The organism is Flavobacterium kochi, assembly GCF_048286715.1.
In the GTDB taxonomy this organism is placed as follows: domain Bacteria; phylum Bacteroidota; class Bacteroidia; order Flavobacteriales; family Flavobacteriaceae; genus Flavobacterium.
The window spans coordinates 116,260-142,527 of the sequence record NZ_JBLVPW010000007.1; the positions used below are offsets into that span (position 1 = coordinate 116,260).

Annotated in this window: 26 protein-coding genes; 19 read left to right on the forward strand and 7 right to left on the reverse strand. The window is 34.0% G+C overall.

From position 1 onward, the window contains the following. Positions 1–18 precede the first annotated feature (18 nt). Genes ACNQGH_RS08265 through ACNQGH_RS08290 form a run of 6 tightly spaced genes read left to right on the forward strand, consistent with a single transcriptional unit; the run spans position 19 to position 7,517 of the window. Positions 19–732: a TetR/AcrR family transcriptional regulator gene (locus ACNQGH_RS08265; protein WP_417955502.1), complete on the forward strand. Its 714-nt coding sequence runs from the start codon at positions 19–21 to the stop codon at positions 730–732. 53 nt (positions 733–785) lie between these two features. After that, positions 786–2,120 carry a TolC family protein gene (locus ACNQGH_RS08270; RefSeq protein WP_417955503.1) on the forward strand — a complete coding sequence of 445 codons (1,335 nt, stop codon included), beginning with the start codon at positions 786–788 and terminating at the stop codon, positions 2,118–2,120. A 17-nt stretch (positions 2,121–2,137) separates the two neighbouring features. After that, a complete protein-coding gene (locus tag ACNQGH_RS08275; protein ID WP_417955504.1) occupies positions 2,138–3,181 on the forward strand; it encodes an efflux RND transporter periplasmic adaptor subunit in 1,044 nt (347 codons plus the stop codon). Between the two features lie 8 nt (positions 3,182–3,189). Then, on the forward strand, positions 3,190–6,249 hold the full coding sequence (locus ACNQGH_RS08280) for an efflux RND transporter permease subunit (protein ID WP_417955505.1): 3,060 nt from the start codon (positions 3,190–3,192) through the stop codon (positions 6,247–6,249). A gap of 19 nt (positions 6,250–6,268) precedes the next feature. Continuing rightward, on the forward strand, positions 6,269–7,072 hold the full coding sequence (locus ACNQGH_RS08285; RefSeq protein ID WP_417955506.1) for an SDR family NAD(P)-dependent oxidoreductase: 804 nt from the start codon (positions 6,269–6,271) through the stop codon (positions 7,070–7,072). A gap of 1 nt (position 7,073) precedes the next feature. Further along, positions 7,074–7,517 carry a PaaI family thioesterase gene (locus ACNQGH_RS08290; protein WP_417955507.1) on the forward strand — a complete coding sequence of 148 codons (444 nt, stop codon included), beginning with the start codon at positions 7,074–7,076 and terminating at the stop codon, positions 7,515–7,517. Positions 7,518–8,372: 855 nt separating this feature from the next. On the opposite strand, the gene ACNQGH_RS08295 is transcribed toward ACNQGH_RS08290, so the two are convergent. Both ACNQGH_RS08295 and ACNQGH_RS08300 read right to left on the reverse strand, forming a co-directional pair. Next, positions 8,373–8,798 carry a Fic family protein gene (locus tag ACNQGH_RS08295; RefSeq protein WP_417955508.1) on the reverse strand — a complete coding sequence of 142 codons (426 nt, stop codon included), beginning with the start codon at positions 8,796–8,798 and terminating at the stop codon, positions 8,373–8,375. A gap of 54 nt (positions 8,799–8,852) precedes the next feature. Continuing rightward, positions 8,853–9,167 carry a 4Fe-4S dicluster domain-containing protein gene (locus tag ACNQGH_RS08300; protein WP_417955509.1) on the reverse strand — a complete coding sequence of 105 codons (315 nt, stop codon included), beginning with the start codon at positions 9,165–9,167 and terminating at the stop codon, positions 8,853–8,855. A gap of 113 nt (positions 9,168–9,280) precedes the next feature. On the opposite strand from ACNQGH_RS08300, the gene ACNQGH_RS08305 reads away from it, so the two are divergent. Then, complete coding sequence (locus tag ACNQGH_RS08305) at positions 9,281–10,510, forward strand: ATP-binding protein (protein WP_417955510.1); 1,230 nt, start codon at positions 9,281–9,283, stop codon at positions 10,508–10,510. Between the two features lie 43 nt (positions 10,511–10,553). On the opposite strand, the gene ACNQGH_RS08310 is transcribed toward ACNQGH_RS08305, so the two are convergent. From ACNQGH_RS08310 to ACNQGH_RS08320, 3 genes are all read right to left on the reverse strand, one after another. Then, the gene (locus ACNQGH_RS08310) at positions 10,554–10,799 is read right to left on the reverse strand and encodes a Fic family protein (protein WP_417955587.1); all 246 of its coding nucleotides are present in this window, start codon (positions 10,797–10,799) and stop codon (positions 10,554–10,556) included. 648 nt (positions 10,800–11,447) lie between these two features. After that, complete coding sequence (locus tag ACNQGH_RS08315; RefSeq protein WP_417955511.1) at positions 11,448–11,609, reverse strand: hypothetical protein; 162 nt, start codon at positions 11,607–11,609, stop codon at positions 11,448–11,450. A gap of 27 nt (positions 11,610–11,636) precedes the next feature. After that, positions 11,637–14,030 (reverse strand): TonB-dependent receptor, encoded by a 2,394-nt coding sequence (locus tag ACNQGH_RS08320; RefSeq protein ID WP_417955512.1) that lies wholly within the window; start codon positions 14,028–14,030, stop codon positions 11,637–11,639. Positions 14,031–14,326: 296 nt separating this feature from the next. On the opposite strand from ACNQGH_RS08320, the gene ACNQGH_RS08325 reads away from it, so the two are divergent. The 4 genes from ACNQGH_RS08325 (at position 14,327) to ACNQGH_RS08340 (ending at position 17,139) form a co-directional block, all read left to right on the forward strand. Then, a complete protein-coding gene (locus ACNQGH_RS08325) occupies positions 14,327–14,938 on the forward strand; it encodes a phosphatase PAP2 family protein (RefSeq protein WP_417955513.1) in 612 nt (203 codons plus the stop codon). Between the two features lie 171 nt (positions 14,939–15,109). Continuing rightward, on the forward strand, positions 15,110–15,832 hold the full coding sequence (locus ACNQGH_RS08330; protein WP_417955514.1) for an ABC transporter ATP-binding protein: 723 nt from the start codon (positions 15,110–15,112) through the stop codon (positions 15,830–15,832). 1 nt (position 15,833) lies between these two features. After that, entirely contained in the window at positions 15,834–16,604 is a 771-nt protein-coding gene (locus ACNQGH_RS08335) for a hypothetical protein (protein WP_417955515.1), read from the forward strand. A gap of 1 nt (position 16,605) precedes the next feature. Then, a complete protein-coding gene (locus ACNQGH_RS08340) occupies positions 16,606–17,139 on the forward strand; it encodes a COG1361 family protein (protein ID WP_417955516.1) in 534 nt (177 codons plus the stop codon). 537 nt (positions 17,140–17,676) lie between these two features. Here the strand turns inward: ACNQGH_RS08340 and ACNQGH_RS08345 are convergent. Further along, positions 17,677–18,204, reverse strand: coding sequence for a Fic family protein (locus ACNQGH_RS08345; protein ID WP_417955517.1), 528 nt, complete (start codon positions 18,202–18,204; stop codon positions 17,677–17,679). Then, on the reverse strand, positions 18,180–19,175 hold the full coding sequence (locus ACNQGH_RS08350; protein ID WP_417955518.1) for an AlbA family DNA-binding domain-containing protein: 996 nt from the start codon (positions 19,173–19,175) through the stop codon (positions 18,180–18,182). Before ACNQGH_RS08350 ends, ACNQGH_RS08345 begins: the two co-directional genes overlap by 25 nt. A 432-nt stretch (positions 19,176–19,607) precedes the next feature. On the opposite strand from ACNQGH_RS08350, the gene ACNQGH_RS08355 reads away from it, so the two are divergent. From ACNQGH_RS08355 to ACNQGH_RS08390, 8 genes are all read left to right on the forward strand, one after another. After that, on the forward strand, positions 19,608–20,507 hold the full coding sequence (locus ACNQGH_RS08355) for an alpha/beta hydrolase family protein (protein ID WP_417955519.1): 900 nt from the start codon (positions 19,608–19,610) through the stop codon (positions 20,505–20,507). 174 nt (positions 20,508–20,681) lie between these two features. Beyond that, positions 20,682–22,097 (forward strand): MBL fold metallo-hydrolase, encoded by a 1,416-nt coding sequence (locus tag ACNQGH_RS08360; RefSeq protein ID WP_417955520.1) that lies wholly within the window; start codon positions 20,682–20,684, stop codon positions 22,095–22,097. Between the two features lie 61 nt (positions 22,098–22,158). Next, positions 22,159–22,431, forward strand: coding sequence for a rhodanese-like domain-containing protein (locus tag ACNQGH_RS08365; protein WP_417955521.1), 273 nt, complete (start codon positions 22,159–22,161; stop codon positions 22,429–22,431). Between the two features lie 273 nt (positions 22,432–22,704). Further along, positions 22,705–23,010 carry a DUF202 domain-containing protein gene (locus ACNQGH_RS08370; protein ID WP_417955522.1) on the forward strand — a complete coding sequence of 102 codons (306 nt, stop codon included), beginning with the start codon at positions 22,705–22,707 and terminating at the stop codon, positions 23,008–23,010. Positions 23,011–23,118: 108 nt separating this feature from the next. Further along, on the forward strand, positions 23,119–24,333 hold the full coding sequence (locus ACNQGH_RS08375) for an MFS transporter (protein WP_417955523.1): 1,215 nt from the start codon (positions 23,119–23,121) through the stop codon (positions 24,331–24,333). A 53-nt stretch (positions 24,334–24,386) separates the two neighbouring features. Then, the gene (locus tag ACNQGH_RS08380; RefSeq protein ID WP_417955524.1) at positions 24,387–24,956 is read left to right on the forward strand and encodes a TlpA family protein disulfide reductase; all 570 of its coding nucleotides are present in this window, start codon (positions 24,387–24,389) and stop codon (positions 24,954–24,956) included. A gap of 101 nt (positions 24,957–25,057) precedes the next feature. After that, positions 25,058–25,621, forward strand: a complete 564-nt coding sequence (locus ACNQGH_RS08385) for a YeeE/YedE family protein (protein WP_417955588.1) — start codon at positions 25,058–25,060, stop codon at positions 25,619–25,621. Between the two features lie 11 nt (positions 25,622–25,632). After that, the gene (locus tag ACNQGH_RS08390) at positions 25,633–26,130 is read left to right on the forward strand and encodes a DUF6691 family protein (protein ID WP_417955525.1); all 498 of its coding nucleotides are present in this window, start codon (positions 25,633–25,635) and stop codon (positions 26,128–26,130) included. The last annotated feature ends 138 nt before the right edge of the window (positions 26,131–26,268 follow it).

Consider the following 26,268-nt stretch of genomic DNA (forward strand, 5'->3'; position numbering starts at 1 on the left):
TTCAGTGTTTTACATTGTATGATTTTTAAAATATATAGGCTTGAGAAAAATAATTTTAAAAAAATGAACGTTGTTCAAAAAATATACATACATTTGCAAAAGAATATTATTTTTATGAGTACAGCAGAAAGAAAAGCACGTGAAAAAGAAGCCTTAAAATCACTCATTTTAAAAGGAGCAAAAAAACTCTTTTTAGAAAGAGGAATTGAACAGACAACTATTCGAAATATTGCTGATGAAATAGATTATAGCGTGGGAACTGTATATGTCTATTTTAAAGATAAAAACGCTATTTTACATGATTTGCACTCTATTGGATTTCAGGAATTAGGAGGGTATTTTAAAGATTTATTCGCGATTGAAGATCCAATGGAACGCCTAATAAAAATGGGATTTACCTATATAAAGTTTGCTATGGAAAATTCAGAGATGTATGATTTGATGTTCAATGTTAAAGCACCAATGGAATTTATTGAAAACTCTGAAAAAGAAGGATGGAATGAAGGCGCTGATACCTTTGGAGCTTTAAAAACTACTGTGGAAGATTGTATGAGCAAAGGTCATTTTGAAGGACATTTGTCAGAACCTCTTTCATTTATGATTTGGAGTTTGGTACACGGAATGTGCTGTCTTGAAATACGCCAGAGAACAAAAGGTGTAAAATTTTCTAATCCCGATACAATCCTGTTTGATGGATACAACGAATATTTAAAAATAATAAGAAAACTCTAAAATTTTTTTGACTTAAAAAATGAACAGCGTTCAATTAAAAAACAATGTATAATATGATAAGAAAAACACTGACTCTGACACTAATCTTTTTTGGATATCTGGGATATTCACAGAGTAAGCTTGACAGCTATATTGAAGTCGGGCTAAAAAATAACGAAGTAATAAAGCAACACAATTTTGATATTAACAAAAGTATGTATGCTTTAAAAGAAGCGCGATCTTTGTTCTACCCTACCGTTTCCTTAAATGGAAGTTATACCAAGGCCGAAGGAGGAAGAACAATTGATATTCCTATAGGTGATATGCTGAATCCGGTATACAACACTTTGAATCAAATTACAAATTCGAATGCTTTTCCGACTCTGGATAATCAGTCTGTTCTAATTAATCCGGATAATTTCTATGATGCTAAAATTCATACCACAATGCCTTTGCTGAATTTTGAAATTATCTACAACAAAAGAATCAAAAACCAGCAGACTTCATTACAAAAAATTGAGCTGGAAATATATCAAAGGGAATTAGTCAAGGAAATAAAAATAGCCTACTACAAATACCTCCAATCGGTTGAAGGAATTAAAATTTATCAGGATGCTTTAGCATTGGTTAAGGAAAATCAAAGAGTAAACAAATCCTTATTTAAAAAAGAAAAGATAAACCGTACAGCTGTCTTACGAAGTAATAATGAGGTAATACGTATACAGGCAAATCTGGAAACGGCAAAGCAGAACAGTAATAATGCCCAATCTTATTTTAACTTTTTGCTTAATGAAAAGCTGGATACCGCAATTGAAGTCGATGAAAATGAAGTTCCACCAATTGACGCTGTTTCAGAGAATACTCAAAACAGGGAAGAATTACAAAAACTTACTCAAGCAAAAGAAATAAACGATAATGTAAGTAAACTTACGCAGTCATATTGGTTTCCAAAGGTAAACGGCTTTGCTGATTTTGGAATTCAGGATTTTGATTTTGAAGTAAATAAGCAGTCACGCTACTATTTTGCAGGAGTAGGTTTAGAATGGAATATTTTTTCAGGTAACAAAAATAAATTCAAACTCAAACAAACAGAAGAGGACAGTAAAAAAATCAGTTCGCAGATCGATAATGTAAAACAGCAGTTATTGCTTCAGTTTCAGGTTTCACAGAATAATTTGAAATCCGCTTTGGAACAATTCTACGCTGATAAAAATCAAAAAGAATCCGCCAAAAAATACAATGAGGATATAACCAAATTGTACAAAGAAGGTCAAGCGATCTATATTGAACTTCTGGATGCACAAAATCAATGGGTAAACGCTCAGCTCAATACCAATATAGCCCTTTATAATTCCTGGATCGCTTTTGCAGAATTAGAAAGAGCCAATGCAACTTTTACTTTTAATTAATCCAAAAAATAATAATTATGAAAAAATCAATAGTAATATGCCTTCTTGCCTTTCCTCTTTTTTATGCGTGCAAAGAAGAAAAAAAAGAACATACACCATTCGAAACTGCTGATATTATTCCAATTAAAACAGCAACAGTTCAATCTTTGGCACTCACAAATAATATAAGTGCATCAGGATTGGTAACAACAGAAAATCAAGCCAATTATGGTTTTAAAATAGGCGGTGTAGTGAGTCGAATTTATGTAGAGGAAGGTCAGTTTTTTAAAAAAGGTCAACTTTTGGGTGCATTGGATGCAACCGAAATTAATGCCGGTTTAAATCAAACGGATTTGAATGTAAAAAAATACGAACGTGATTACAACCGTGCCAATAATTTATACAAAGACAGTGTGTACACCTTAGAACAGCTTCAAAATACAAAAACAGGTCTGGACATTGCCAGAAAGCAGAAAGATGCCGTTGCTTTTAATGCACGCTACGCTAAAATATATGCTTCTGCCGATGGTTTTGTAGCCAGTAAGATAGCAAACGAAGGGGAAGTAGTTGGTGCCGGATCTCCAATTTTGGCAATAAATGAAACAAACCAAAATAACAACTATTTATTAAAAATCGGTTTAACAGATAAAGAATGGGCATCAGCAAAAATTGGTCAGAAAGCAGTTGTTACTCTTGATGGTTATCCCGAAGAGCACTTTGATGCTTTTGTATTTCGAAAGTCACAATCTGCAGATGCAGCACTGGGTTCTTTTCAGGTAGAATTGAAACTGAATATGAAAAATAGTAAACCGGCAGTTGGTATGTTTGGGAAAGCAGAAATCAAAGCAGAGAATGCAGAAGATTTTATCATCATCCCATATAATTCGCTTATTGAAGCCGATGGTAACAAAGCTTTTGTATTTATAGTAGCCAATAACAAAGTAAAACGTCAGCCAGTTACGATTAATAAATTTGAAAATAACAAGGTATTCATAAAAGACGGACTTCAGAAAACAGATCAGATAGTGATATCCAACAGTGCTTATCTAAACGAACAATCAACAATCAAGATCATTAAATAATTAGCATTATGAAGATTACAAACTTTGCCGTTAAAAATTATCAGTTTACGCTGATCATATTTCTTCTGGTGGCCGTTGTGGGTTATCTTACCCTATTTTCGATGCCGAGATCAGAAGACCCTTCCACTCACCCACCCCAATATCTTATTACTGTAATTTATCCGGGAACCAGCCCGAAAGATATGGAGGAACAAGTCGTAAAACCTATCGAAAATAAAATTTACGGACTTGAAAACATTGATAAAATATTAACTACAGTAGAAGATGGTGTCGCCGCTTTTCAGGTAAAATTTAAATATGGCGTAGACGTTGATAATAAATATCAGGAGATTTCTACTGAAATGAATGCGCTGAAAAGCAGTGAACTTCCAAAAGATATTTATCAGATCAAAACAGAGAAAATTGCATCATCAGATGTAAAAATTCTTCAGGTCGCTTTAGTCTCAGAAAATGCTTCTGACAAAAAATTGCGTGATGAGGCTGATAAGCTGAAGACAAAATTAGAGAAAATCACCAATCTTAAGGATGTCAAATACTTTGGAATTCCTGAACAGGAAATTCGTATTGATTTGCAATTGGATAAACTGGCACAATTAAAAATTCCTTTAAATCTCGTGATGGGAAGTTTACAAAGTGAAGCTGCCGATATTCCGGGAGGAAGCATCAATCTTGACAGCAAGGTATTTAATGTTAAAACAAGCGGTAAATTTAAGAATGCAGAAGATGTTGCCAATACGGTCATTTATAACGCAAACGGAAAAATAATCTATATGAAAGATGTTGCCGAAGTAGGCTACAAATCTCAAACAGTAGATCATATTACCCGTATAAATGGACACCGATGCGTTTTGGTTACTGCCGGAATGAAGGACAATGTAAATATTACCGATGTTCAGAAAGAATTTTCACCAATCGTAGAAGAATTTTCGAAAGACTTACCACAAAACATCAAGCTGGTTAAAAGCTTTGATCAAGCCAATATGGTATCACAGCGTTTAGGGCATTTAGGCTTTGATTTTGCACTTGCCATCGTTTTGGTTATTATCACACTATTGCCATTAGGATCAAGAGCATCTCTGATAGTTATGATATCTATACCATTATCATTGGCTTTAGGGCTGATCGCAATGAATGCTTTAGGTTATTCCTTAAACCAGTTAAGTATTGTTGGTTTGGTGGTAGCTTTAGGATTATTGGTGGATGATAGCATTGTGGTAGTAGAAAACATCGAGCGTTGGCTTCGGGAAGGTCATACTAAAATGGAGGCAGTTTTAAAAGGTACCAAACAAATAGGAATTGCTGTAGTAGGTTGTACGGCAACACTTGTCATTGCTTTTTTACCACTGGTTTTTCTTCCTGATGTTTCGGGTGAATTTATTAGAAGTCTTCCAATGGCAGTTATTACAAGTGTATTAGCTTCTATGATTGTAGCCTTAACATTAGTTCCATTTTTGGGAAGCCGATTTCTAAAAACACATGAGCATGCCGGTGGAAACATTTTTCTTCAATATTTGCAAAAATTCCTTACCAGAAGTTACAGAGACATAATGCCTAAAGCATTAAAATTCCCAAAAACAACTATTGCTATATCTCTATTTTTAAGCATTACCGCTTTTGGATTATTTAAGGCAACCGGATTTAAATTATTTCCAACTTCTGAAAAACCAATGTTTCTAATTAATATAAAAATGCCGCTGCAGGCAAATCTATTAGAGAGTGACAGGGTTACAAAATTGGTAGAATCTGAATTAAAAAACCATAAAGAAATTGTATTTTATACTGCCAACGTTGGTAAAGGGAATCCGCAAATTTATTACAATGTACATCCACAAGACAGAAAACCCGACTTTGCACAGATTTTTGTTCAATTAGAAGATGAATCAAAACCTACTGAAAAAACAGCTTTGATTGAAAAACTTCGGGAAAAATTTAAAACAATGCCCTATGCCAAAGTTGAAGTAAAAGACTTTGAGCAGGGAACGCCTTTAGAAGCAAATATTGTAGTCAGACTGTTCGGAGAAGATCAGGAAGTTCTACGCAAACTTTCATCACAAGTAGAAAATATTTTACGAAATCAAGAAGGTACTGTTTACATCAATAACGAATTGAATACTTATAAAACAGATGTCAAAGTAAAAATTAATAAAGAAAAAGCAAGAACACTTGGTGTATTAACAAGTGAGGCTGATAAAGTAATTCGTCTTGCCGTGGCAGGATTAACCGTTGGAGATTACATAGATGACCGTGGCGATGCACGAAATGTTACACTTACACTGCCAAGAGATAAGTTTTCTAATCTCGATGCACTTAAAAATTTATATGTAAATAATATTCAGGGCACTCCAATTGCACTGAACCAAATTGCAACAATATCCTTTGAAACTTCACCAACAGCAATTAATCATTTCAATAAATCGCGATTTTCAAAAGTTACTGCATTATCAGGAAAGGGTTATTATGCTAATGATCTGCTGGTAGATATTATACCTAAATTGGATAAACTAAAAATGCCAAAAGGATATTATTATAAATTGTCTGGAGAAAAAGAATCTGAAGGTGATGCTTTGGGAGGTAATTTTCTTGCGGTAATTATTTTGAGTACCTTTCTATTCATTGGAGTTTTATTGCTGCAGTTTAAAACATTCAAAGGAATAATAATTGTACTTTCTATTATCCCGTTAGGAGTTTTAGGAGGTGTTATATTGCTGCTTATTAATGGAAGTCCTATGTCACTGGTGGCGATTATTGGTTTCATTGGTCTTTCCGGTATTCAGGTCAAAAATTCACTCCTTTTGGTAGATTTTACTAATCAATTACGACAAGAAGGCTATTCAATAGATGAAGCGATTGCTATTGCCGGAGAAACCCGCTTTTTACCAGTGGTATTAACTTCTATCACAGCAATCAGTGGTCTGATTCCTCTTGCGTTAAACTCCAATCCCTTAATTGCACCACTGGCAATTGTATTAATTGGTGGACTTATAAGTTCTACCATTCTTTCAAGAATTGTAACACCCGTGATGTATAAACTAATGCCTCCAAGTATCGAAAATGATAATAAAATATAAACATTTAATAAAATTCAAGATGAAACAAACGATCTTAATAACAGGAGCATCAACCGGTTTTGGACTCCTGCTGGCCACTAAACTTTTTGAGAATGGGTTTACTGTAATTGGCACCAGCCGTGAGCCGGAAAAATACAGGAATAAGGTTTCTTTCAAATTATTGCGCCTGGATATTTCCGATGATGATTCGATTAACTCTTTTACTAAAGAACTTTTTACTCAAATAGAAAAGCTGGATGTTTTAGTAAATAATGCTGGCTATGCTGTTACAGGTCTTGCTGAAGAAACACCAACAAAAATAGGATTACAACAATTTGAAACTAATTTCTGGGGTACAGTTAAGCTAACTAACGCACTACTCCCAAATATGAGAAATCTAAAACAGGGTAAAATTATTACTGTAGGTTCATTCTTAGGGTTAATTGGGCATCCCAACTTTAGTTACTATTCAGCTTCTAAACACGCTTTAGAAGGATATTTTAAATCATTAAGATTTGAAGTGAATCAATTTAATATAAGAATTAGTATGGTTGAGCCTATGGTCCATAAAACTAATTTTTTTAATAACGCGGTTGCAACTTATGGCAATATTGAGGATTATAATATTTTCAGGCAAAAAATCCATTCTTATTACAATAATGAACTCAAAAAGGCGCCAGGACCAAACGCTGTTGCTGATGCTATAATTAAAATCATTAATTCCAAAAAGCCAAAATTTAGTTATCCGGTTGGAAAAAGTACATCAATGATCCTTACCCTACAGCAATTTTTATACAATGCCTTTGAAAGTATCATTTTAAAAGAAGTTAATAAAGCAATATAAGATGAAAAATAAAAGATTTCAATTACTTCAAAGTTTTATTGGTAAACCATTTACAGGGAGTCCGTCTCCTTTTGCTCAATGGCTAAATGGAACAGTAGTCTCCGTAAATGATAAAGCAGTGGAATTTCAATTTATAGTTAGAAAAGAAATGACCAACCCTGTTGGGATACTTCATGGAGGTGTTACTTCAAGTATGATTGATGACTGCATTGGTGTTAATTTTATGATACTTGGCTTAGAAAACTTCTATCCTACTATTAATTTAAATATCGATTTTTTTAATCCTGCTTTTGAAAATGACACCGTTTTGGTTAAAACAGAATTAATCAAGTTAGGAAAAACGATCATTCATTTCAATGCGGTAGTCATAAATCAAAATAATAGTAAACTTGTTGCTAAAGCAAGTTCTAATTTAGCAATTAGTTCTACTAAAATCCCTTTTTAAATTCCTATCAAATTTTATCGGTTTATAAATTGACAATTAAATTACAAAAAGCCACCTCAAATGAAGTGGTTTCTTTTTGAAAGTATTTTGATTAAGCCAACTACTTCACGAATCTATATTTATAAGTATTCCGGAGGCTGAAGAAAAATATTTAAAAATTATTATGGGTAGACTCTTTTTGATGGTTCGAACATAACTCTCCGAATAGCTTCTGAAGTTGTCTTTTTTTGTAAAAAAGATAGTTTTACTCCCTTTTCATACAAAAACTCGCTTATTAAAACTCAACTTGTTCATAACAAGCACATTACACAGGTTCGAATCCTATTACCTATCATGCCAGTACATGTCGAACCAAATATAAGAAACGAAACAAATAAACTATTAAAACATTGGTTATAAATCATTTAATCACTAACACATAAGTTATAGTAATTTAACTTAGAAATGTAATCCAAAATATTAACAAAATCCCTTTTTTTCTATAAATAGCTAAAAATCAATCGTTTTAAAAATAAAAAACCGATAAAATATACAAAAGTATATTTTATCGGTTAAGTGAACCTTATGGTACAAAATTCGAACCTTTTACTCGAAGATTTGAAACTCTTAGCCGACTGTTTTTACTAACACTAACAGTCTTCAAAAACAAATCTTTTTTGTATAGGATTATTTTAATACCACGAACAGGAAATTCACTGTAGTTGAGAGATTATAATTCCACAATATCAAATACCATTTCTCTATACCTTTTTTTATCATAAGCACATAATATTTTTCTATAATTTGTAACATTAAAGCATTACGGTACTCTATTTAACTACAGTACTAAAGAAAAATAAGATGATACGGTGGGCTTCATATTAATTTCTTTTTTAGTAAAATGCCCTTTTCCGTAAGTATATATCGCTGTTGTGGATGATTAGGACTGTCAGGGAATTTCATTGTAATATAGTCCTTCTCTAATGCTGGAATTATGTATTGGGTTCTGAAATAGTCATCGTGTTTTAAGTTCAAAAGTGACTGGATTTCAGATCGTTTCATCTCGCCGTTTAACGCCAAGACAATTTTTTGAATTTCAATGGCAACTTCCCCAGTAGCTTCCCCAGCAGCTTCCCCAGCAGCTTGTTCCGGGGCTTCATTATTATCATTGGCAGCAAAATAGAAACTAGTTATTACGGAGTCAAATTCCAATTTGTAGACCGGTGCTGTTTTGTTGTATTCAAACCAATTTGATTCTATTTCATCAAAGCCAAAACCAGCATTTTCAGCCAGTTTGACCATTCTGAAAAGTTTTGAGATAATTGGATTTCTGGGAATGGAAAGGTCTTTTTTCTTTCAATTCTTCGATAGGTTTGGGCAAACCTGAAGATTGAAAAATTCAATTTTATTGGTGAAAATTCGAATACGGGAATGAGCCGGAGAAAAATAGTCATCGTGCATCAGCAAATTCACCAAGGCTTCTCTAATAGCGGTTAGTCCAGTTGAAAGTTCTTCGCCAAAACCTTCGGCAGAAAGTTTGAAAGTCACATCTGTTTTTTGTTTCAGCCTTGCAAAACACTCAAAATAGTATTCCCATAAATTTTCCTGTTCGTCCAAACGGAAGGTATAACGCGATTTGGCATCCGTATATGAATTGCCTGGGATTTCCAATAAATCAATTCGGAAGTCAGGGAAATATTTTTCAATTACTTTTCTCTTACCCGTAAATTATCAAAACTTGCATTTTTTACTACTTTTGATAATTTATTTTTTATCTTTGTCCTATGAGCAATTACACAAACCGTAAAGAATACATAGAAAAACTTCTGGCTTACAAAGACAAAGACCTTATAAAAGTAGTAAGCGGTTTACGTAGGTCAGGCAAAAGTACACTACTGGAACTTTATCGAGAACTATTACTAAAACAAGGTGTTGGCAAACGGCAAATTCAGTTCTACAACTTTGAGTTGCCTGAAAATTACTTAAACAAAACGTGGGACGACATTTACTTTGAAATAAAAAAGAAACTGCAAGCCGATAAGACCAACTATGTTTTTTTGGACGAAGTGCAAAATATTCCGCTTTTTGAAAAATTAGTGGATGGACTTTTTGCTACTGAAAACACAGACGTTTACATAACAGGCTCAAATGCATTTTTATTGAGTAGTGAGTTGGCAACTTTATTGAGCGGTCGCTACATCGAAATTTCTATTTTACCTTTTTCGTTTAAAGAATACTTAACGGCACGGGGCATTGACACGAGCAACAAATACCTTAATTACGAAGCCTTGTTTTTTGATTATGTAAACGAAACATCATTGCCCAAAGGCGTAGAATTACGTGAAGAAGGTTTTGATAAAATCTACGAATATTTGGAAGCCATCTACACAACAATAATCGAAAAAGACATTACGCAACGCCACCAAATAAATGACAAACGGGCTTTTGGCAACATTGTAAAATTTATAGCCTCAAACATCGGCAATTCACTTTCGCCAAACAATATTTCAAATACCTTAAAGCAAGACAAACAAAGTATCCATCACGCCACTGTAGAAAAATATTTAGAATATTTAGTGGAAAGTTTTGTGTTTTATAAAGTAAATCGATTCGATTTAAAAGGTAAAAAGCAACTCGCAACACAAGAAAAATATTATTTAGTGGACACAGGTTTGTTGAATATTTTGGCCGGTAAAGAACGAACCACTGACAGAGGACACATATTGGAAAACGTTGTTTACCTCGAACTGCTACGCAGAGGCAACAAAATTTGGACAGGTACAACACGTAATACTGAAGTAGATTTTGTTTGCAAATCCCCAACAGGCGACATCGAGTACTATCAAGTTGCTTGGCAAATGACAAACGAAAGCACCGTTGAACGTGAGTTTGGCGCATTAGAAAAAATTAACGACAACTACCCAAAATATTTACTAACGACAGATTCTTTTACCCAAAACAGAAGCGGAGTAAAACACCTAAATGTTTTTAACTGGTTGCTTGGAACAAACTAAAAGCAAGAATAACCACTGGCCATAATCGAGTAGACGGCTCCTCTCACACCACCATACGGACGGTTCTCGTATACGGCGGTTCGCAAAGTGATGGGTTGAGTTCCATGTAAACATCCAACATAGATTGATAGCCTTTCTTCTTCAGCCTTTGCAGGGTAATTGTAGTGGTTAGAATCGGGCTTTGTGCTACAACGCCCATAATTATTCTGCAAACCCTGCCATTGCCATCAGTAAAAGGATGAATTGCATTTAAAAAAGTATTATAAAAAAAGGATAGTGCAGTTAGTATTAAGAAAGAGAAAAGGCAACGGAAATGGCAACTAAATTAAAAAACCCTTATAAATCAGATGTTTATAAGGGTTTTAGTGAACCTTATGGTACAAAATTCGAACCTTTTACTAGAAGATTTAAAACTTTTAGCCGACTCTTTTGAAGGCCAAAGGTAATAAACTAAAGCTTTTCTAATACTTTACATAATAAAAACTCTAAAAGTTATTTTTTTAAAATTTTGTTTTTAGCCGAAATTCAAACTAAATTTAATGAAGAAAAAAATCCGTGTCTGAAAATGCATATTATCATTTGGTAACTGTTTTGTCCATAAACCAAAAGTGAGGCTTTAGTTTCATTAAAGACAATGATCAAGTATTTCCGATTAAAAAAATTTGCAAAGTTCTACAAGGGAGCAGCGGAAGTTATTACCGATGGAAAAAACAAAGAATTACTATCTATGCTCATGTGATAAGACAGAGTGTTATGGATATATTTTCCGATTCTGCTATGTCCGTTGATAAGCTCTTCTTCATTGTATTGTATTGTATTGTATTGTATTGTATTGTATTGTTTATTTATCTGACTTTTGTACAATTACTTCTAATTCTATCAGGCATAAATCTTTCGTTGCACTAATATTTTGTGCCATTTTTATACGTTTTTTAGTTTAAAGGCTCCATCTGTAGGCTCCGGCTATTGGAATAATTGGGATCGTAGTATAAGCTGCTGCAACATATAAATCACAAGCTGCTAAATCATGGTCTGGAAAATTATAAAAAGCTATTGAAAGCAATTCCCAATAAGAGAACATTTGGGAATTCATAGCCATTTACATATCGTTTTCCGTGTTTTCTATTTAAAATTTATAACTGTAACCCAATCTAATTACTTGGGTTTCGCAATACTCGGTACTCTTGTATTTGAATTCTTGCCCTTGAATTTCTTTTTGGATTACTAATGTATTAAAAAGATCGGCTGCATTTAAGAAGAACTCTCCTTTACCGTTTTGCACTGATTTTTTAATTCCTAAATCTATAGAAAATCGGGAAGCAATTTTACCTTGCGGAATAATATCCGGTGCCAAATATATTGCAGTTACTTGCGCATTCACTTTTTTGGATAAGTGTAGGGTATTGTTCCATTTAATATTTACAGAGAAAATGTTTTGCTTCTCTGCCGAAAAAGTATTGGGAACCGGATACTTATTTTCAACCGTAAAAGCATTAATTTGATTGTGATATGCATTCAAATTTAAGTTGAATGAGTACCATTTTGCAATATCTTGCGAAAGAACCATTTCGATACCTGTATTATAGCTTTTATTTGCATTTTGAAAAATAGCGTAAATTAAATTGCTATCTGGAACTTTTGATGCAATTCGGGTAATGGTAGCATTTGCAAAACGGTGATAGGCTGCCGAATAAAAATATCCTTTTTTTAAGTTCGTTTTATAACCCAGTTCAAATAAATTGGTGAACTGCGGACGAAGAGCGGGATTCCCAACCTTGACGATTTCTGCATCATCGTATTTTGGAAATATTCTAATATCGACTTCATTTGGCCTGTCTACTCTACGATTGTAAAATAATGATATTTTGTTGCTGTCATCGATTTTGTATGCCAATCGCATATTTGGGAAAGGCTGGGTATAGCTGTAACCGTCACTTTTATACGTATTATGATCCGGATTGACATTGTATTGTAAATCTACATATTCAACACGCAAACCCACTTCGGCTTCAATTTTATTGTTTTCAAAAATATAATTTCCGTAAATAGCCGGAATAATTTCTTTATAAGTTGCTTGACCGCCGGCACCGCTATCTAGTGGAGAATTTGCTCCAGGAAAGAATTGCATATTGGTTGGAATATCCCTTTTTCGGAATTTAAACCCCGTTTCAATTCTTCCGTATTTTAGGGGTTTGATGTAATCGATATTGAAGTCGGCTACTTTTTCATCGGATAACAATTTGAAAGCCTCTTTTCCGGTATAAGTTGGCAAAATATTATCAAAAAAATACTGTTCATCCTCTCTGTGAAAAGTATAATTGAATCCTATATTTAACAAACGCCCTGCTTCTTTAAACTTGTGCTGGTATGCAACAGTAGCCATAGCAGTAGTTTTTAATTCGTCTTCCAAAAATTGCCAAAGTCGTAATCGTTCCGAATAATTTTCATTAAAAAAGGGCTGGTCTCCGTTGTCAATTATTTTTTCGGTTCCAAATAAACCGGAGATTGTTAATGAATTTTGTTCGTTAATATTCCAATCAATTCCTGTTTTTAAAGTAGTGAAATGAGTATTCCGATTTCTTTTTGATTGTTGATTAATAATAGTTCCATCAGTGTAGGTTCTCGTTACAAATTCATTCTTATTGAGCGTTTCTGTATATAGGTAATCTCCCTGAAAAAAAGCGTTAATTTTGTTTTTACGATAATTGAGTGAAAGTGTCGGATTGATTTTTGGAGTTAACGAGTATTGCGGTCGAATCGTTGCCAAATTTTCTTTTCTTTCCCATAGAGCACCCAATCCAGAGGTAAAACCCACTTTACCGTTGAATCCTTCTTTTGTGTTTTTCTTGTAAATAATATTTATAATTCCAGCGTTTCCGTTAGCATCATATTTTGCAGAAGGATTGTTGATGATTTCAATTTTTTCTATAGCAGACGCGGGTATATTGTCTAAGCCCGATTGATTTCCAAATCCTGTTAATGCGGTTTGCTTTCCATCAATTAATACTGTGACTTTGTTATTGCCTCTGATTTGCACTTTCCCATCTTGAACTGAAACGCCCGGCAAGTTTTGCATTGTTTGCAAAACAGAACCACCACTCTGGCTGATGTTATCTGCCACAGAAAAGGTTTTCTTATCCATTTTCTGATTGATCGACTCTTTTTTGGAAACAACTACGACTTCATTTAAAACGGTAGCATCTTTTTCCAATTCAATGGTTCCTTCATCTAGAAATACAGAAAGTGAACCTACATAAATAGGTTGACTTTTTGTTTTGTATCCAACAAATGTAAACTCCAGATAGTAATTTCCTGTCACTACATTAGAGAATGAAAACCTACCCTCTTCGTTGGTAAAAGTTCCTGTAATTAAAACATTGTCCTTTGTTGTTTTCAAGAGTACATTTACAAACGGCAAGGTCTCTTTTGAAGCTTTATCTTTTGTAATTCCTGATATCGTAATAGCTTTGCTTTGTCCAAATGAATTTGAAATTGATAGTATTAGAAATGAAATATGCAAATAAGTAAATTGTCATAATTTCTTGATCTGTTAAATCTTGCTTGTCGTTATTGCTGAATCGCTGACATGTGTATTTTAAATCTTTTTCAAATTGTTCACAAATTGTTGAATAAATTTGTATTAATTTTACGGCTTTAGTCTGAATAATCATATGTTTAAAAGTGCTTCGAATACACCTTAAATGTACTGATTTTCAGACTTTAAAATAAATATTTTGAAAGATATTTCTTGTTATTTAACTATATTTACCACTGCTTTTTAACCCTTGATTCGCATGATCTATTAAAAAACATAAAATGTATAAAAAGCCATGTTTAATCGTATTGTTTTTTTTCGTCTTAACTATTGTAAATGCACAAAATGTTGATATTAATCTTCTGAGGGACATTAATCTTAATAGAGATAGATTATTGAACCCCTTTTTTATATTTATAACTAATAGTGTAACTCCTATTTGCATTGCAGCGCCTGTCATTTTGTTCTTATGGAGTTTGTTAAAAAAAGAAGCAATTCTTCAAAAAAAATCTATATACATTGGATTTTCTGTAATCATCTCATTGCTCCTTTCAGCCCTTTTAAAATTAAGTATTAACAGAATAAGACCATTTTCTGCATATTCCTTTATAGAAAAAGTAACAAATGTTACCAGTGCATCTTTTCCGTCACGACATACTTCAACGGCATTTGTGATAGCCACTTCTTTAAGTATTGCTTTTCCAAAATGGTACATAATTGTATTTTCTTTTTTATGGGCTTTAGCCATTGGTTACTCTCGTATAGTTTTGGGAGTACACTATCCAAGCGATGTATTTGCGGGCGCAATTGTAGGCAGCGGTTCAGCACTGATTACTTATAAAGTAAACCAATATGGAAGTAAAAGGTCCAAACAAACAAGTCATAAAAATTGATTTTCAATCGGAAATATCCTATCTTTAACATATAAAATTACTCGTTGTGATTTTTTCAATGTTAACAAGTGGCCTAAAATCGGTTTTTAGAAGTCCCATAATGCCATTCATAAATGATTATTGTTTTTTTAATTCAAAGAATTATATTTTTAAAAACGTAATAACAAAATAATGAGCGATCTAATTTCTATAACAAATCTCAGCAAATCGTTTGGCTTATATAAAGCGGTCGATAATTTGAATTTATCAATAAAAAAAGGGGATTTTTTTGGTTTTTTGGGACCAAACGGTGCAGGTAAGACAACCGCTATAAGACTGATAACAGGAATATATCGACCTGACTCTGGAAGTATTTTTATTGACGGACTACCTCAAACTGAAAAAACAAAAATTGCCCACAAACTTGGAACAGTTCCCGAAAGTCGTGGGTTTTATGACTGGATGAATGCCATAGAGTATTTGTCATTTTTTGCTACTATTTATGGTGTGCCCAAAAATAAAATTATTGAAAAAATAAATCAATTGTTATCGCAGGTTGTTTTAATCGAGTACAAACACCAAAAGATTGGTACATACTCTCGTGGGATGAAACAGCGATTGAGTCTTGCACGTGCTTTAGTGAATGATCCGCAGATACTTATTCTTGATGAACCAACCATAGGACTTGATCCAAAAGGGCAAGAGGATATTGAAAATTTGCTTAAAGAATTAAACAAACAAGGGGTCACGATTATCTATTCATCACATATTCTTCCAGAGGTTTCTAATCTTTGCTCACGGCTCGCTATTATTAATCACGGGCATTTAGTAGCACAAGGAACTGTGAATGAGATAATAAAGAGCGCAGGCAGCAAAGATTTAACGGAAGCATTTTTAAATTTAACCAATTTCTAAAATGATAACACAAATTTGGCTTAAAGAAATAAGAGCAGAACTTTATACTTGGAAAAGTTTAGCGTGGCTTGTTATATCTTCTTTACTGTTCAGCATAACCTGTTACCTATTGCTTACTGATAGTGAACTGAGTTTACTCGATCAAACTGAATTGTTATTGTTGCTCGGAAAAGTAATTATTGGCATTGCAATACTGATGGTTACTATAGATGCTTCGTCAGTCATAACTTCTGAATTTGAAAATGAAACGGCAGAGAGTCTTTTTTTGTCACCTATTTCTTTAAAAAATCTAGTTATTGGAAAACTCTTGGCATCGCTTACACAGTGGTTCTTAATTTACATTGTTGCAGTACCGTATATTGTTGTGGCTTCCAGCGGTAGTAATTTAGCATTGGCTTTTCTCATTTATACTGCTTTGCTCGGAACAATTGGTGTTACAGGTTTAATCTTAATTGTTTTTGCTGTCTCTTTGATGTATCGTTCCGCTAAAAACACACTCACTACTTCACTTATCATTGTTCTGATTTGCACGCTTCCTGCATTATTTCCTGCAACTGCAACGGGGAATACTTTCATCAGTTTCTTTAAGTCGATAAATCCAATGGATAACATTTTCGCAACATTGGATAATGTGCTGGTAGATTACCAAACCTCATTAGCGCAGAATCTAAAATACTTATTGCCCTTGTTTGGATTTCTTATTCTCGGTTTTTTGATACTTTTGCTTTCAATGAAAAAATTTAATCATGATGGAGTTATTAAAACCAACTGATATGAAATATTTTTTTAAATATTTATTCGCTTCATTCTTTCTCCTGACTTTTGTCAGCTCTCTGCATGCGGAGACCCCCCCACCTTTGGTTTTAAATATTAAATCATCACAAAACTTAAATGGCATTGCCGGTGATTATGTAACGGTTAAATGTGAAATTACAAATTCAGGAGCCCAACTTGTTACTAATGTCATAACCTATCTTTCTTTGGTTGATAATGAAAATAAATTGCCTGTTGATCTGGAAGATTGGAATGCCGAAAAAGGAGTTTACATTCCTACAATTAAACCTGGAAAAACAATGCCTCTCAACTTTAAAATTCACTTTGTAAAAGCAGGGGATTATTCTTTAATAGTAATTGCATCCGCAAAAAAAACAGAAACACCTGTTGTAAGCAGGATGATACATTTTCATGTAAGTCCTAAAATAAATTTGAATCCTGGAAAAATATTACCTGTAGCTATTGGGATGCCATTACTATTAATGCTTATTTTAGGCTCAATTAATTTCATCCGCAAAAGACGACAGCAATAATGCACTCGACTTGGACTTGGCTAGATAAAAACCCTTGTAGTAGATATGAAGGTAAAATTATAGAAGTAGTAAGAGACTTTTTGACAGAAAAAGAAATATTCATTCATTTTCATTGAAAACTGTTCATACATTTTCATTCCAGATAATTCGATAGCTTCTATTGTTTCTCCATATCTTATTGCTGCTTCTATTCTATGATGCCCGTCCAGAATAAATCTTTCCCCTTTGTAAAGAAAGTAGAATCATCTGCCTGTAAAAATTGGTTAAAAAACAAAAAAAGCGCACTATACTTGGTCTTACGACCATTATGTGCACTTTTGTTTTTAGCTAACTATAGCCATTTGTGAACCTTGAAGGACAAAATTCGAACCTTTTACTGGAAGATTTGCAACTCTTAGCCGACTGTTTTGACTAACACTAACGGTCTTCAAAAACAAACCTTTTATGTATAGGATTATTTAATACCACGAACCGGAAATTCACCGTAGTTGAGGGATTAATATGTTTCCAAAGAAAAATAAGATGATTCGGTGGGCTTCATATTAATTCCTTTTTTAGTAAAATTCCCTTTCTCGTAAGTATGTATCGTTGTTGCGGATGATTAGGACTGTCAGGGAATTTCATTGTAATATAGTCCTTCTCTAATGCTGGGATTATGTATTGGGTTCTGAAATAGTCATTGTGTTTTAAGTTCAAAAGTGACTGGATTTCAGATCGTTTCATCTCGCCGTTTATCGCCACGACAATTCTTTGGATTTCAATGGCAACTTCCCCAGTAGCTTCCTCAGTAGCTTCCTCAGTAGCTTCCTCAGTAGCTTCCCCAGTAACTTGTTCCGGGGTTTCATTATTATCATTGGCTGCAAAATAGAAACTAGTTGTAACGGAGTCGAATTCCAATTTGTAGACTGGTGCTGTTTTGTTGTATTCAAACCAATTTGATTCTATTTTATCAAAGCCAAAACCAGCATTTTCAGCCAGTTTGACCATTCTGAAAAGTTTTGAGATAATTGGATTTCTGGGAATGGAAAGGTCTTTTTCTTTCAATTCTTCGATAGGTTTGGGCAAACCTCCGGGATTGAAAAATTCAATTTTATTGGTAAAAATTCGGATACGGGAATGAGCTGGCGAAAATAGTCGGCGTGCATCAGCAAATTCACCAAGGCTTCTCTGATAGCGGTTAGTCCAGTTGAGAGTTCTTCGCCAAAACCTTCGGCAGAAAGTTTGAAAGTCACATCTACTTTTTGTTTCAGCCTTGCAAAACACTCAAAATAGTATTCCCATAAATTTTCCTGTTCGTCCAAACGGAAAGTATAACGCGATTTGGCATCCGTATATGAATTACCTGGGATTTCCAATAAATCAATTCGGAAGTCAGGGAAATATTTTTCGATTACTTCTCTTTTACCCAATAGTAACAAACCGCCATAAGTACAGCTACCCTCATCGATAATTCGCAGTTTTTGCAAAAACTCCTCCTCACCAAAACGGTTATAACTTACATTGGGATTAAATCGCGCCATGTAATCCCGGTAGCGCAACAAAGAGGTTTCATTTAGACTGCTCCTAGTCGTTCCGACTGCAATTTCGGAAGATTTAGTCCCGAAAGTTTGGTCCCGGTACATCGCATCGATTTCTTCTTTGGTCGCTTTATTATCGGCACTACCCCTGCGGATATAGGTATTTGCCTGCAAGTTGAAGTAAACCGGCTTTTTGTTTGAAGCCGGAATATAAAAAGCAATAACAGTCACGCCATCGAAATTATATTTTACTGATTTAGGGGCTAAGTTGACATTGAACTTGTCTCCTCTGATTGTATTCAAGAAATCCTGTTCGATTTTTTCAGGATTTGTAACACCTTGAATTTCGAATGATTTTCCGGATTGTTTGACACCAAAAACGAGCCAACCACCGGAAGAATTGGCAAAAGCACTAACGGTTTCCCAAGATGATTTTGGGACTTCCGCTTTTGCTTCTTTCACTTCAAAGTCTTCCCATTCGAGATCAGCAAGTTTGTCGATAAATTCGGATTTGTTCATTTCTTAAATTTGGTAATTTGACACAATAATACGAAAATGTTAATGAAGATTCAAAGTTAGTGCGTTTGCAGCAACAAATGCAAACTCTAGAAGCGCATTTTTTATATAAACGCCTATTTACCAAAATATTGAACGGGAACGATGCCCATCCGAGGACAATATCATTAAGATTAAGAGATCTTAGATTGAAGATTAACGATTAAGACGACCGAGATTTACACGCACATAAGTACGAAAAGCCAACAACAAATAAAAAGCTCGTTCGCAGATTTGTAATAAAAATATTATTTATACATTTGACAATAATCCACTACTGAATAGCGACTATCTACCTGATTTAGGGTGTATACTCGCTATTTTGTAGCGAGTATAAACGAGTTGTAGGCAATGCTAACGATGACCATTTAAAACAATTTTTTATATTAAACTAAAATGAATATTAACTTTTTTTCTAACTTACTTATTTGGTTATTATTAATAACTTTACCAGAAATGGTATTTTCTCAAACGACCGACTTTACCATTCAAGATGTAAAGTTTGAAAGTCAGGGCGTCACTCTTGCAGGCTCAATTTTAAAGCCTAAAAAAACATTTGCAGCAGTTGTAATTGTTCATGGGTCTGATCCTGTAAAAAGAGAAATGGAGTTCGCTAAACGTCTTGCCAAAGAAGGTATTGCTGTATTGACATATGATAAACGTGGAGTTGGAGAATCTGGTGGTGTATATGTAGGACCATCTGTTGGCACGAATAATATTGACACTACTAATCTTAATTTATTATCTCACGATGCAAGTGAAGCAGTAAATACATTTCGAACCTATTTGAAAGATAAAAAAACACCTATTGGATTAGTTGGCTTCAGTCAAGCAGGATGGATTATCCCAATTGCTGCAAGCAAAAATCCACAAATAGAATTTATGGTTTTATTTAGTTGCCCTACAATTACAACCCTAGAACAACTTCGATTTCAGTTTTATACTAATGGAAACAATAATTTTTGGGAAAATCATACAGAACCAGATGCTCGTGAACATATCAAAAATGATTCTGATAGGTATCAATTTACAGCTACTGACCCAAAAATTTCCTTGAATACTCTTTCAATTCCAGGGCTTTGGCTTTTTGGTGAGAAAGATATCCAAATTCCCGTAAAATTGTGTATAGAGCAATTAAATACATTTAAAGTTCAAGGCAAACCTTTCGAATATACCTTGTTTCCAACATTAGGGCACAATACTGCTTCTGGAAATATTACAGCACCTGTTGATATTTCAATTCAATGGATAAAACAGAAAGCTTTGAACATTAAGAAGCCTAAAGTATCAAAATAAAGCACTGCCTACAACAGAGGCCACTGCACTGCAAACCCCAGAAAATACAAATTTTATATTTTAAAAAATTTACAATTACAGCAACTTTTTTTGTTGTGTAACATTTGTCACTATCTTCCTTAAATTCATGCTATATCTTTGTATTATAATTTAATAAAGAAAAAATTTAAGAATATGAAAATAGAACAAATATATACTGGATGTTTAGCACAAGGTGCTTACTATATCACTTCAAATGGTGAAGCAGCCATTATTGATCCGCTTCGTGAAACAGAACCTTATATGGAAAGGCTGGAAAAAGACGGTGTGAAACTAAAATACATTTTCGAAACCCATTTTCATGCTGATTTTGTTTCCGGACATTTAGATTTGAGTAAAAAAACAGGTGCAGCAATTGTATATGGCCCCAATGCCAATCCTGAATTTGAATTTATTTCTGCCAAAGACAACCAGGAATTTGCACTTGGCAACATCAAAATAAAAGTGTTGCACACGCCTGGTCACACTATGGAAAGTACCTCATACTTATTAATAGATGAAAACGGAAAAGACCACGCCATTTTCTCTGGAGATACTTTATTCATTGGTGATGTTGGTCGCCCAGATTTAGCTCAAAAAGCTGCCCACATGACTCAAGACGAATTAGCAGCCATATTATTCCATTCGTTAAGAGACAAAGTAATGACTCTGGCTGATGATGTAATCGTATATCCGGCTCACGGTGCGGGTTCTGCTTGTGGAAAAAACATGAGTAAAGAAACTGTTTCAACCATTGGCGAGCAAAAAGCTACAAATTATGCTTTGCGCGCCAATATGACTGAGGCCGAATTTGTGCAAGAAGTTACAGAAGGTTTATTGCCTCCTCCAGCCTATTTTGGGATGAACGTTGCTATGAATAAAAAAGGGATTGAAAGCTTTGAAAATGTTTTCAATAACGGAATGAGACCAATTAATGCAAGTGAATTTGAAGCTGTAACGCAAGAAACGGGTGCTTTAATTCTAGACACCAGAGATAATGGTGATTTTGCAAAAGGATATGTGCCACAATCCATAAACATTGGCATCAATGGCGATTTTGCTCCTTGGGTTGGTGCTTTGATTGCTGATGTGAAACAACCAATCATTTTAGTCACTGAACCAGGATTTGAAGAAGAAACTGTAACGCGCTTAACCCGAGTTGGGTTTGATAATTTAATAGGACATTTACAAGGTGGCTTTGAAGCTTGGAAAAAAGCCGGTTTTGAAATCGATACTATAAATCGCATCACTGCAGAGCAATTTGCAAAAGAAGTGAAAATTGGCGAATGCAAAATAATCGATGTTCGTAAAGAAAGTGAGTATGAAGCGGAACATGTCGATGAAGCCTACAGCCGACCATTAGCGTACATCAATGAATGGGTAAAAGACATCAATCCAGAGGAACATTTTTACATCCATTGTGCCGGAGGATACCGCAGTATGATGACTGCTTCTATTTTGCAAGCACGAGGATATAGAAACTTTACAGAAATTGAAGGTGGTTTTGGAGCAATAGCTAAAACGACTGTTCCAAAGACCGATTTCGTTTGTCAAAGCAAAGTATTAAAATAATAAAACAACTAATTATGTTCGGAATTTTAAAAATATGTTTTCAAAAAAAGACACAACACAAATGGAAAAATTAATAAAAGAAGGCGCGTTCCTTGTAGATGTTCGCACGCCTGCAGAATTTGCAGAAGGTCACGTAAAAGGATCAACAAATATTCCTTTGGATCAAGTACCAAATCAGTTGGTTAAATTTAAAGGAAAAGAACACGTTATTGTTTTCTGCCGAAGCGGGAATCGCAGCGGTCAAGCCAAATTGATTTTGGAACAAAATGGGTTTAAAAATGTCACTAATGGTGGTACTTGGATGGATGTAAACGACGTGATAAATAAATTTTAGGCAATAAATATTTAAAGTAATGTGCAGTTTAAAACAAGAAAGCATTGTTTTAAACTGCACAATTATTTATTTGAAAATCGAAAGTTGAAAAGAATAAGAGAGGATTTAATTTTTAATTTGTTCGTAAACCCTCCTAAAAATATTTGATTTTCAAACTGATATAAATAAAGAAGTAAATTTGATAGTGTTTTACGAGATCCTAATGAATTTATTGCTTTGAATTTAACAAAGACTATTGAACTACCTTTTAAAATTAATTCAAAAAAAAACGACATGAAAGATACAAAGACAATAAACAAAGACTTAATTTTAAGAGAAAGATTAGCGCTACAACGAACAGTGCTCGCGAATCAATCTACATTTCTTGCCTTCCTGAGAACGGCAATGTACTTTTTAATTGCAGGATTGAGTTTGCAAAATTTATTAAAAGTTGAAAATAGTTTCCTGATTGAAATAGCGCTGCTAGTCATTTCATTCGTGATACTCTTACTTGGAACTCTAAACTATTTCAAGAATAAAAAATCCATTTCCGAAAACAAAAAGCACATTGGTGATTATCAATTAGAATACTATGAGTAATTCTAGTCCAAATATTTTTAATGTCTCACCTCCTATTCTTACCTCCAGAATAAATTGAAAAATAGTAGTTCTTTTTTGGATTAAAAATAAACCATTCAACACTTGAATATGAATACCACGAAACTTGGACTAAAGGAAAATTGGAAACAATTTACCATTTTGGTAATCGTCAATGCCTTTGTTGGTGGGATGATAGGAATGGAAAGAACCATTATTCCAAAATTTGCCGAAATTGAATTTGGCATTGCTTCAAAAACGGCTATTCTTTCATTTATAACTGCCTTTGGAATCACTAAAGCCATTACCAATTATTTTACAGGAAAGTTAGCGAACCGTTTCGGGAGAAAAAATTTACTTTTATTTGGATGGATTCTGGCAATACCTATTCCTTTTATTTTAATATATGCTGAATCATGGAATTGGGTGATTTTTGCCAATATTCTGTTGGGAATTAGTCAAGGACTTACTTGGAGCAGTACTGTGGTGATGAAAATTGATTTGGTTGGAGAAAAGGATCGCGGACTGGCGATGGGACTCAACGAGTTTGCCGGTTATTTTGCCGTTGGTTTAGTCGCTTTCCTGTCGGGCTATATCACCCAAAAATATGGCATTACGCCCTACCCTTTTTATCTGGGAATTGGAATTTCGATAATTGGTTTTTTGTTGACTTTGCTTTTTGTGAAAGATACCCGAGTATTTGTACACCAAGAAAACACAACCAATCAAACCAAAAAATTAGATAATATTTTTCTGGAAACCACTTTCAAAAACAAAACGTTAAGTACTGTGACCCAAGCAGGATTAGTCAATAACTTGAATGATGGTATGATTTGGGGACTTTTACCTATCGTCTTACTTTCCTTGAACTACGATTCTCAGAATATTGGGGTCATAACTGCCATTTATCCTACCGTTTGGGGTTTTGGACAATTGATAACCGGAAAAATGTCTGATGTTTATTCGAAAAAAAAGATGCTGTTTTGGGGAATGTTACTACAGGGAATTGCGATTCTTTTTATTCCTTTTAGTACCGCGATGTATCAATTAGCGACTATTTCCGCGTTATTGGGATTTGGAACAGCCTTGGTTTATCCTACTTTTTTATCAGCCATTGCACAAGCCACAAATCCAACTCAAAGAGCCGAAAGTATTGGTACATTTAGACTTTGGAGGGATTTAGGTTATGCGATAGGCGCGATTATTTCAGGGATAACCGCTGATTTATTTGGAGTGAATTATGCTATTATATTGATAGGCATGATAACAATCGTATCATCCGTAATAATTAAAGTTCGTATGCCAAAAGACCATTTGAAAAAATAATAAATCCTAAAAAGCATATCTTTTAAGATAGCAATGATTCAAAAAAATAAAAAATGAACTGGAAAACATCAAAAAAAGCTACTATTCAAAATATTGCTTTTATCATATTTATAGTACTGCTTCTGTTTAGTCCTTTGGGCACTTTTGTAAAAATACAAGTAAACCGCTTAATTGCTTTTTCGCCAAAAACAATTGCTGTAACAGATCAAAAAATGCTTTCCACGTACCAATGGCAATTAGTCGATGCTACTGGTAAAAGTGTGACATTAGAAGAATATAAAGGAAAAATAATATTCATTAATTTTTGGGCCACATGGTGTCCGCCCTGTATTGCCGAAATGCCAAGTATGCAAAAATTATATGCTGACTATCAGGATAAAATTGTGTTTTTATTTGTGACAACTGATTCTTTTGAAAAAGCAAAGGCATTTTTAATCAAAGAAAATTTAACACTTCCTATCTATCAATCGATTACAAATCCTCCTTTAGAAATGGATTCGTCTACAATTCCAGTCACTTATCTTATTGACAAACAAGGGAATGTGACTGTTACCAAAATTGGAACAGCAAATTGGAACAGTGATTCGTTCAGAGAAAAGTTAGATCATTACATTAGAAAATAAAATCAATGTAATTTTTTTAATTTTTTTGTTGTGTGACAAAAGTAACACAACTACTCATTTATAAATATAATCTTTGCAGTACTAAATCAACAAATATGGAAATTTTAGAATTCATCAAACAACCTTGGCCTTGGTATATTGCAGGCCCATTAGTTGGACTTACAGTTCCGGCTTTATTAATTATTGGAAACAAATCTTTTGGAATCAGTGCTTCATTGAGACACACTTGTGCGATATGTTTACCGGCAAATATTACCTTTTTTAAGTACGATTGGAAAAAAGAAATCTGGAATATGTTTTTCGTATTAGGCATATTCGTAGGTGGTGTTTTGGCATTTAATTTTTTGTCCAATCCAGATCCAATTATCATAAACGATACTCTAAGAACAGAATTAGCATCGTATGGAGTTACAAATATCAACGGAATGTTACCCGAACAACTCTTCTCATGGGAAAATTTAATCACACTCAAAGGATTTTTCATGATGGTTATTGGTGGATTTTTCATTGGTTTCGGTTCTCGTTATGCGGGAGGTTGTACCAGTGGCCACTCTATTTCCGGTTTGTCTAATTTACAATTGTCTTCACTGATTGCAACCTGTTGTTTCTTCGTAGGCGGATTGATTATGGCAAATATCATTTTACCTTTAATCCTTTCTATTTAACACTATCTAACATGCAAAATAAAGATCAAAACACAGATTTCGAAACTCGTTCCTTGGACACCGTTTGTGTCAACGAGAGTCAATTAGAACACAAGTGGTATCATAATTTAAAATACTTAGTCATCGGTTTATTGTTTGGAATTGTTTTCATCAAAGCCGAAGTAATCAGCTGGTATCGCATTCAGGAAATGTTTCGTTTTCAATCCTTTCATATGTATGGCATCATAGGAAGTGCCGTTGTGGTAGGAATGCTATCTGTTTTCCTGATAAAAAAATTCAATATTAAAACCATTTATGGAGAAAAAATTGAATTCCACGACAAAACTTTCAACAAAGGACAAATTTACGGCGGGCTTCTCTTTGGACTGGGTTGGGCCATAACAGGAGCTTGTCCAGGCCCATTATTTGCACAAATTGGAACTGGCGCTACCGTTATGATTGTTACCTTATTATCTGCTGTAGCGGGAACTTGGGTATATGGCTATTTTAGAGATAAACTGCCTCATTAAAAAAGTATGAATTCAGAAAAACAAAACATAGTCCAATTAAAATTGCTTGCAAATAGATTAATCTATCTGTTTACGACTATTCTTTTCTTGGTAATAACAGTGTTCTTTTTTTTGTTTTTCAATTCAACGGTTACTTCT

Bases quoted from the DNA above. Each gene is read 5' to 3' on its own strand.
- ACNQGH_RS08330 (WP_417955514.1), top strand. From the start codon at position 15,110: ATGAGCGATCTAATTTCTATAACAAATCTCAGCAAATCGTTTGGCTTA.
- ACNQGH_RS08360 (WP_417955520.1), top strand. From the start codon at position 20,682: ATGAAAATAGAACAAATATATACTGGATGTTTAGCACAAGGTGCTTAC.
- ACNQGH_RS08295 (WP_417955508.1), bottom strand. From the start codon at position 8,798: ATGGTCAAACTGGCTGAAAATGCTGGTTTTGGCTTTGATGAAATAGAA.
- ACNQGH_RS08315 (WP_417955511.1), bottom strand. From the start codon at position 11,609: ATGGCTATGAATTCCCAAATGTTCTCTTATTGGGAATTGCTTTCAATA.
- ACNQGH_RS08265 (WP_417955502.1), top strand. From the start codon at position 19: ATGATTTTTAAAATATATAGGCTTGAGAAAAATAATTTTAAAAAAATG.
- ACNQGH_RS08335 (WP_417955515.1), top strand. From the start codon at position 15,834: ATGATAACACAAATTTGGCTTAAAGAAATAAGAGCAGAACTTTATACT.
- ACNQGH_RS08280 (WP_417955505.1), top strand. From the start codon at position 3,190: ATGAAGATTACAAACTTTGCCGTTAAAAATTATCAGTTTACGCTGATC.
- ACNQGH_RS08365 (WP_417955521.1), top strand. From the start codon at position 22,159: ATGGAAAAATTAATAAAAGAAGGCGCGTTCCTTGTAGATGTTCGCACG.
- ACNQGH_RS08285 (WP_417955506.1), top strand. From the start codon at position 6,269: ATGAAACAAACGATCTTAATAACAGGAGCATCAACCGGTTTTGGACTC.
- ACNQGH_RS08270 (WP_417955503.1), top strand. From the start codon at position 786: ATGATAAGAAAAACACTGACTCTGACACTAATCTTTTTTGGATATCTG.
- ACNQGH_RS08370 (WP_417955522.1), top strand. From the start codon at position 22,705: ATGAAAGATACAAAGACAATAAACAAAGACTTAATTTTAAGAGAAAGA.
- ACNQGH_RS08390 (WP_417955525.1), top strand. From the start codon at position 25,633: ATGCAAAATAAAGATCAAAACACAGATTTCGAAACTCGTTCCTTGGAC.
- ACNQGH_RS08355 (WP_417955519.1), top strand. From the start codon at position 19,608: ATGAATATTAACTTTTTTTCTAACTTACTTATTTGGTTATTATTAATA.
- ACNQGH_RS08290 (WP_417955507.1), top strand. From the start codon at position 7,074: ATGAAAAATAAAAGATTTCAATTACTTCAAAGTTTTATTGGTAAACCA.
- ACNQGH_RS08305 (WP_417955510.1), top strand. From the start codon at position 9,281: ATGAGCAATTACACAAACCGTAAAGAATACATAGAAAAACTTCTGGCT.
- ACNQGH_RS08375 (WP_417955523.1), top strand. From the start codon at position 23,119: ATGAATACCACGAAACTTGGACTAAAGGAAAATTGGAAACAATTTACC.
- ACNQGH_RS08350 (WP_417955518.1), bottom strand. From the start codon at position 19,175: ATGAACAAATCCGAATTTATCGACAAACTTGCTGATCTCGAATGGGAA.
- ACNQGH_RS08325 (WP_417955513.1), top strand. From the start codon at position 14,327: ATGTATAAAAAGCCATGTTTAATCGTATTGTTTTTTTTCGTCTTAACT.
- ACNQGH_RS08380 (WP_417955524.1), top strand. From the start codon at position 24,387: ATGAACTGGAAAACATCAAAAAAAGCTACTATTCAAAATATTGCTTTT.
- ACNQGH_RS08275 (WP_417955504.1), top strand. From the start codon at position 2,138: ATGAAAAAATCAATAGTAATATGCCTTCTTGCCTTTCCTCTTTTTTAT.
- ACNQGH_RS08340 (WP_417955516.1), top strand. From the start codon at position 16,606: ATGAAATATTTTTTTAAATATTTATTCGCTTCATTCTTTCTCCTGACT.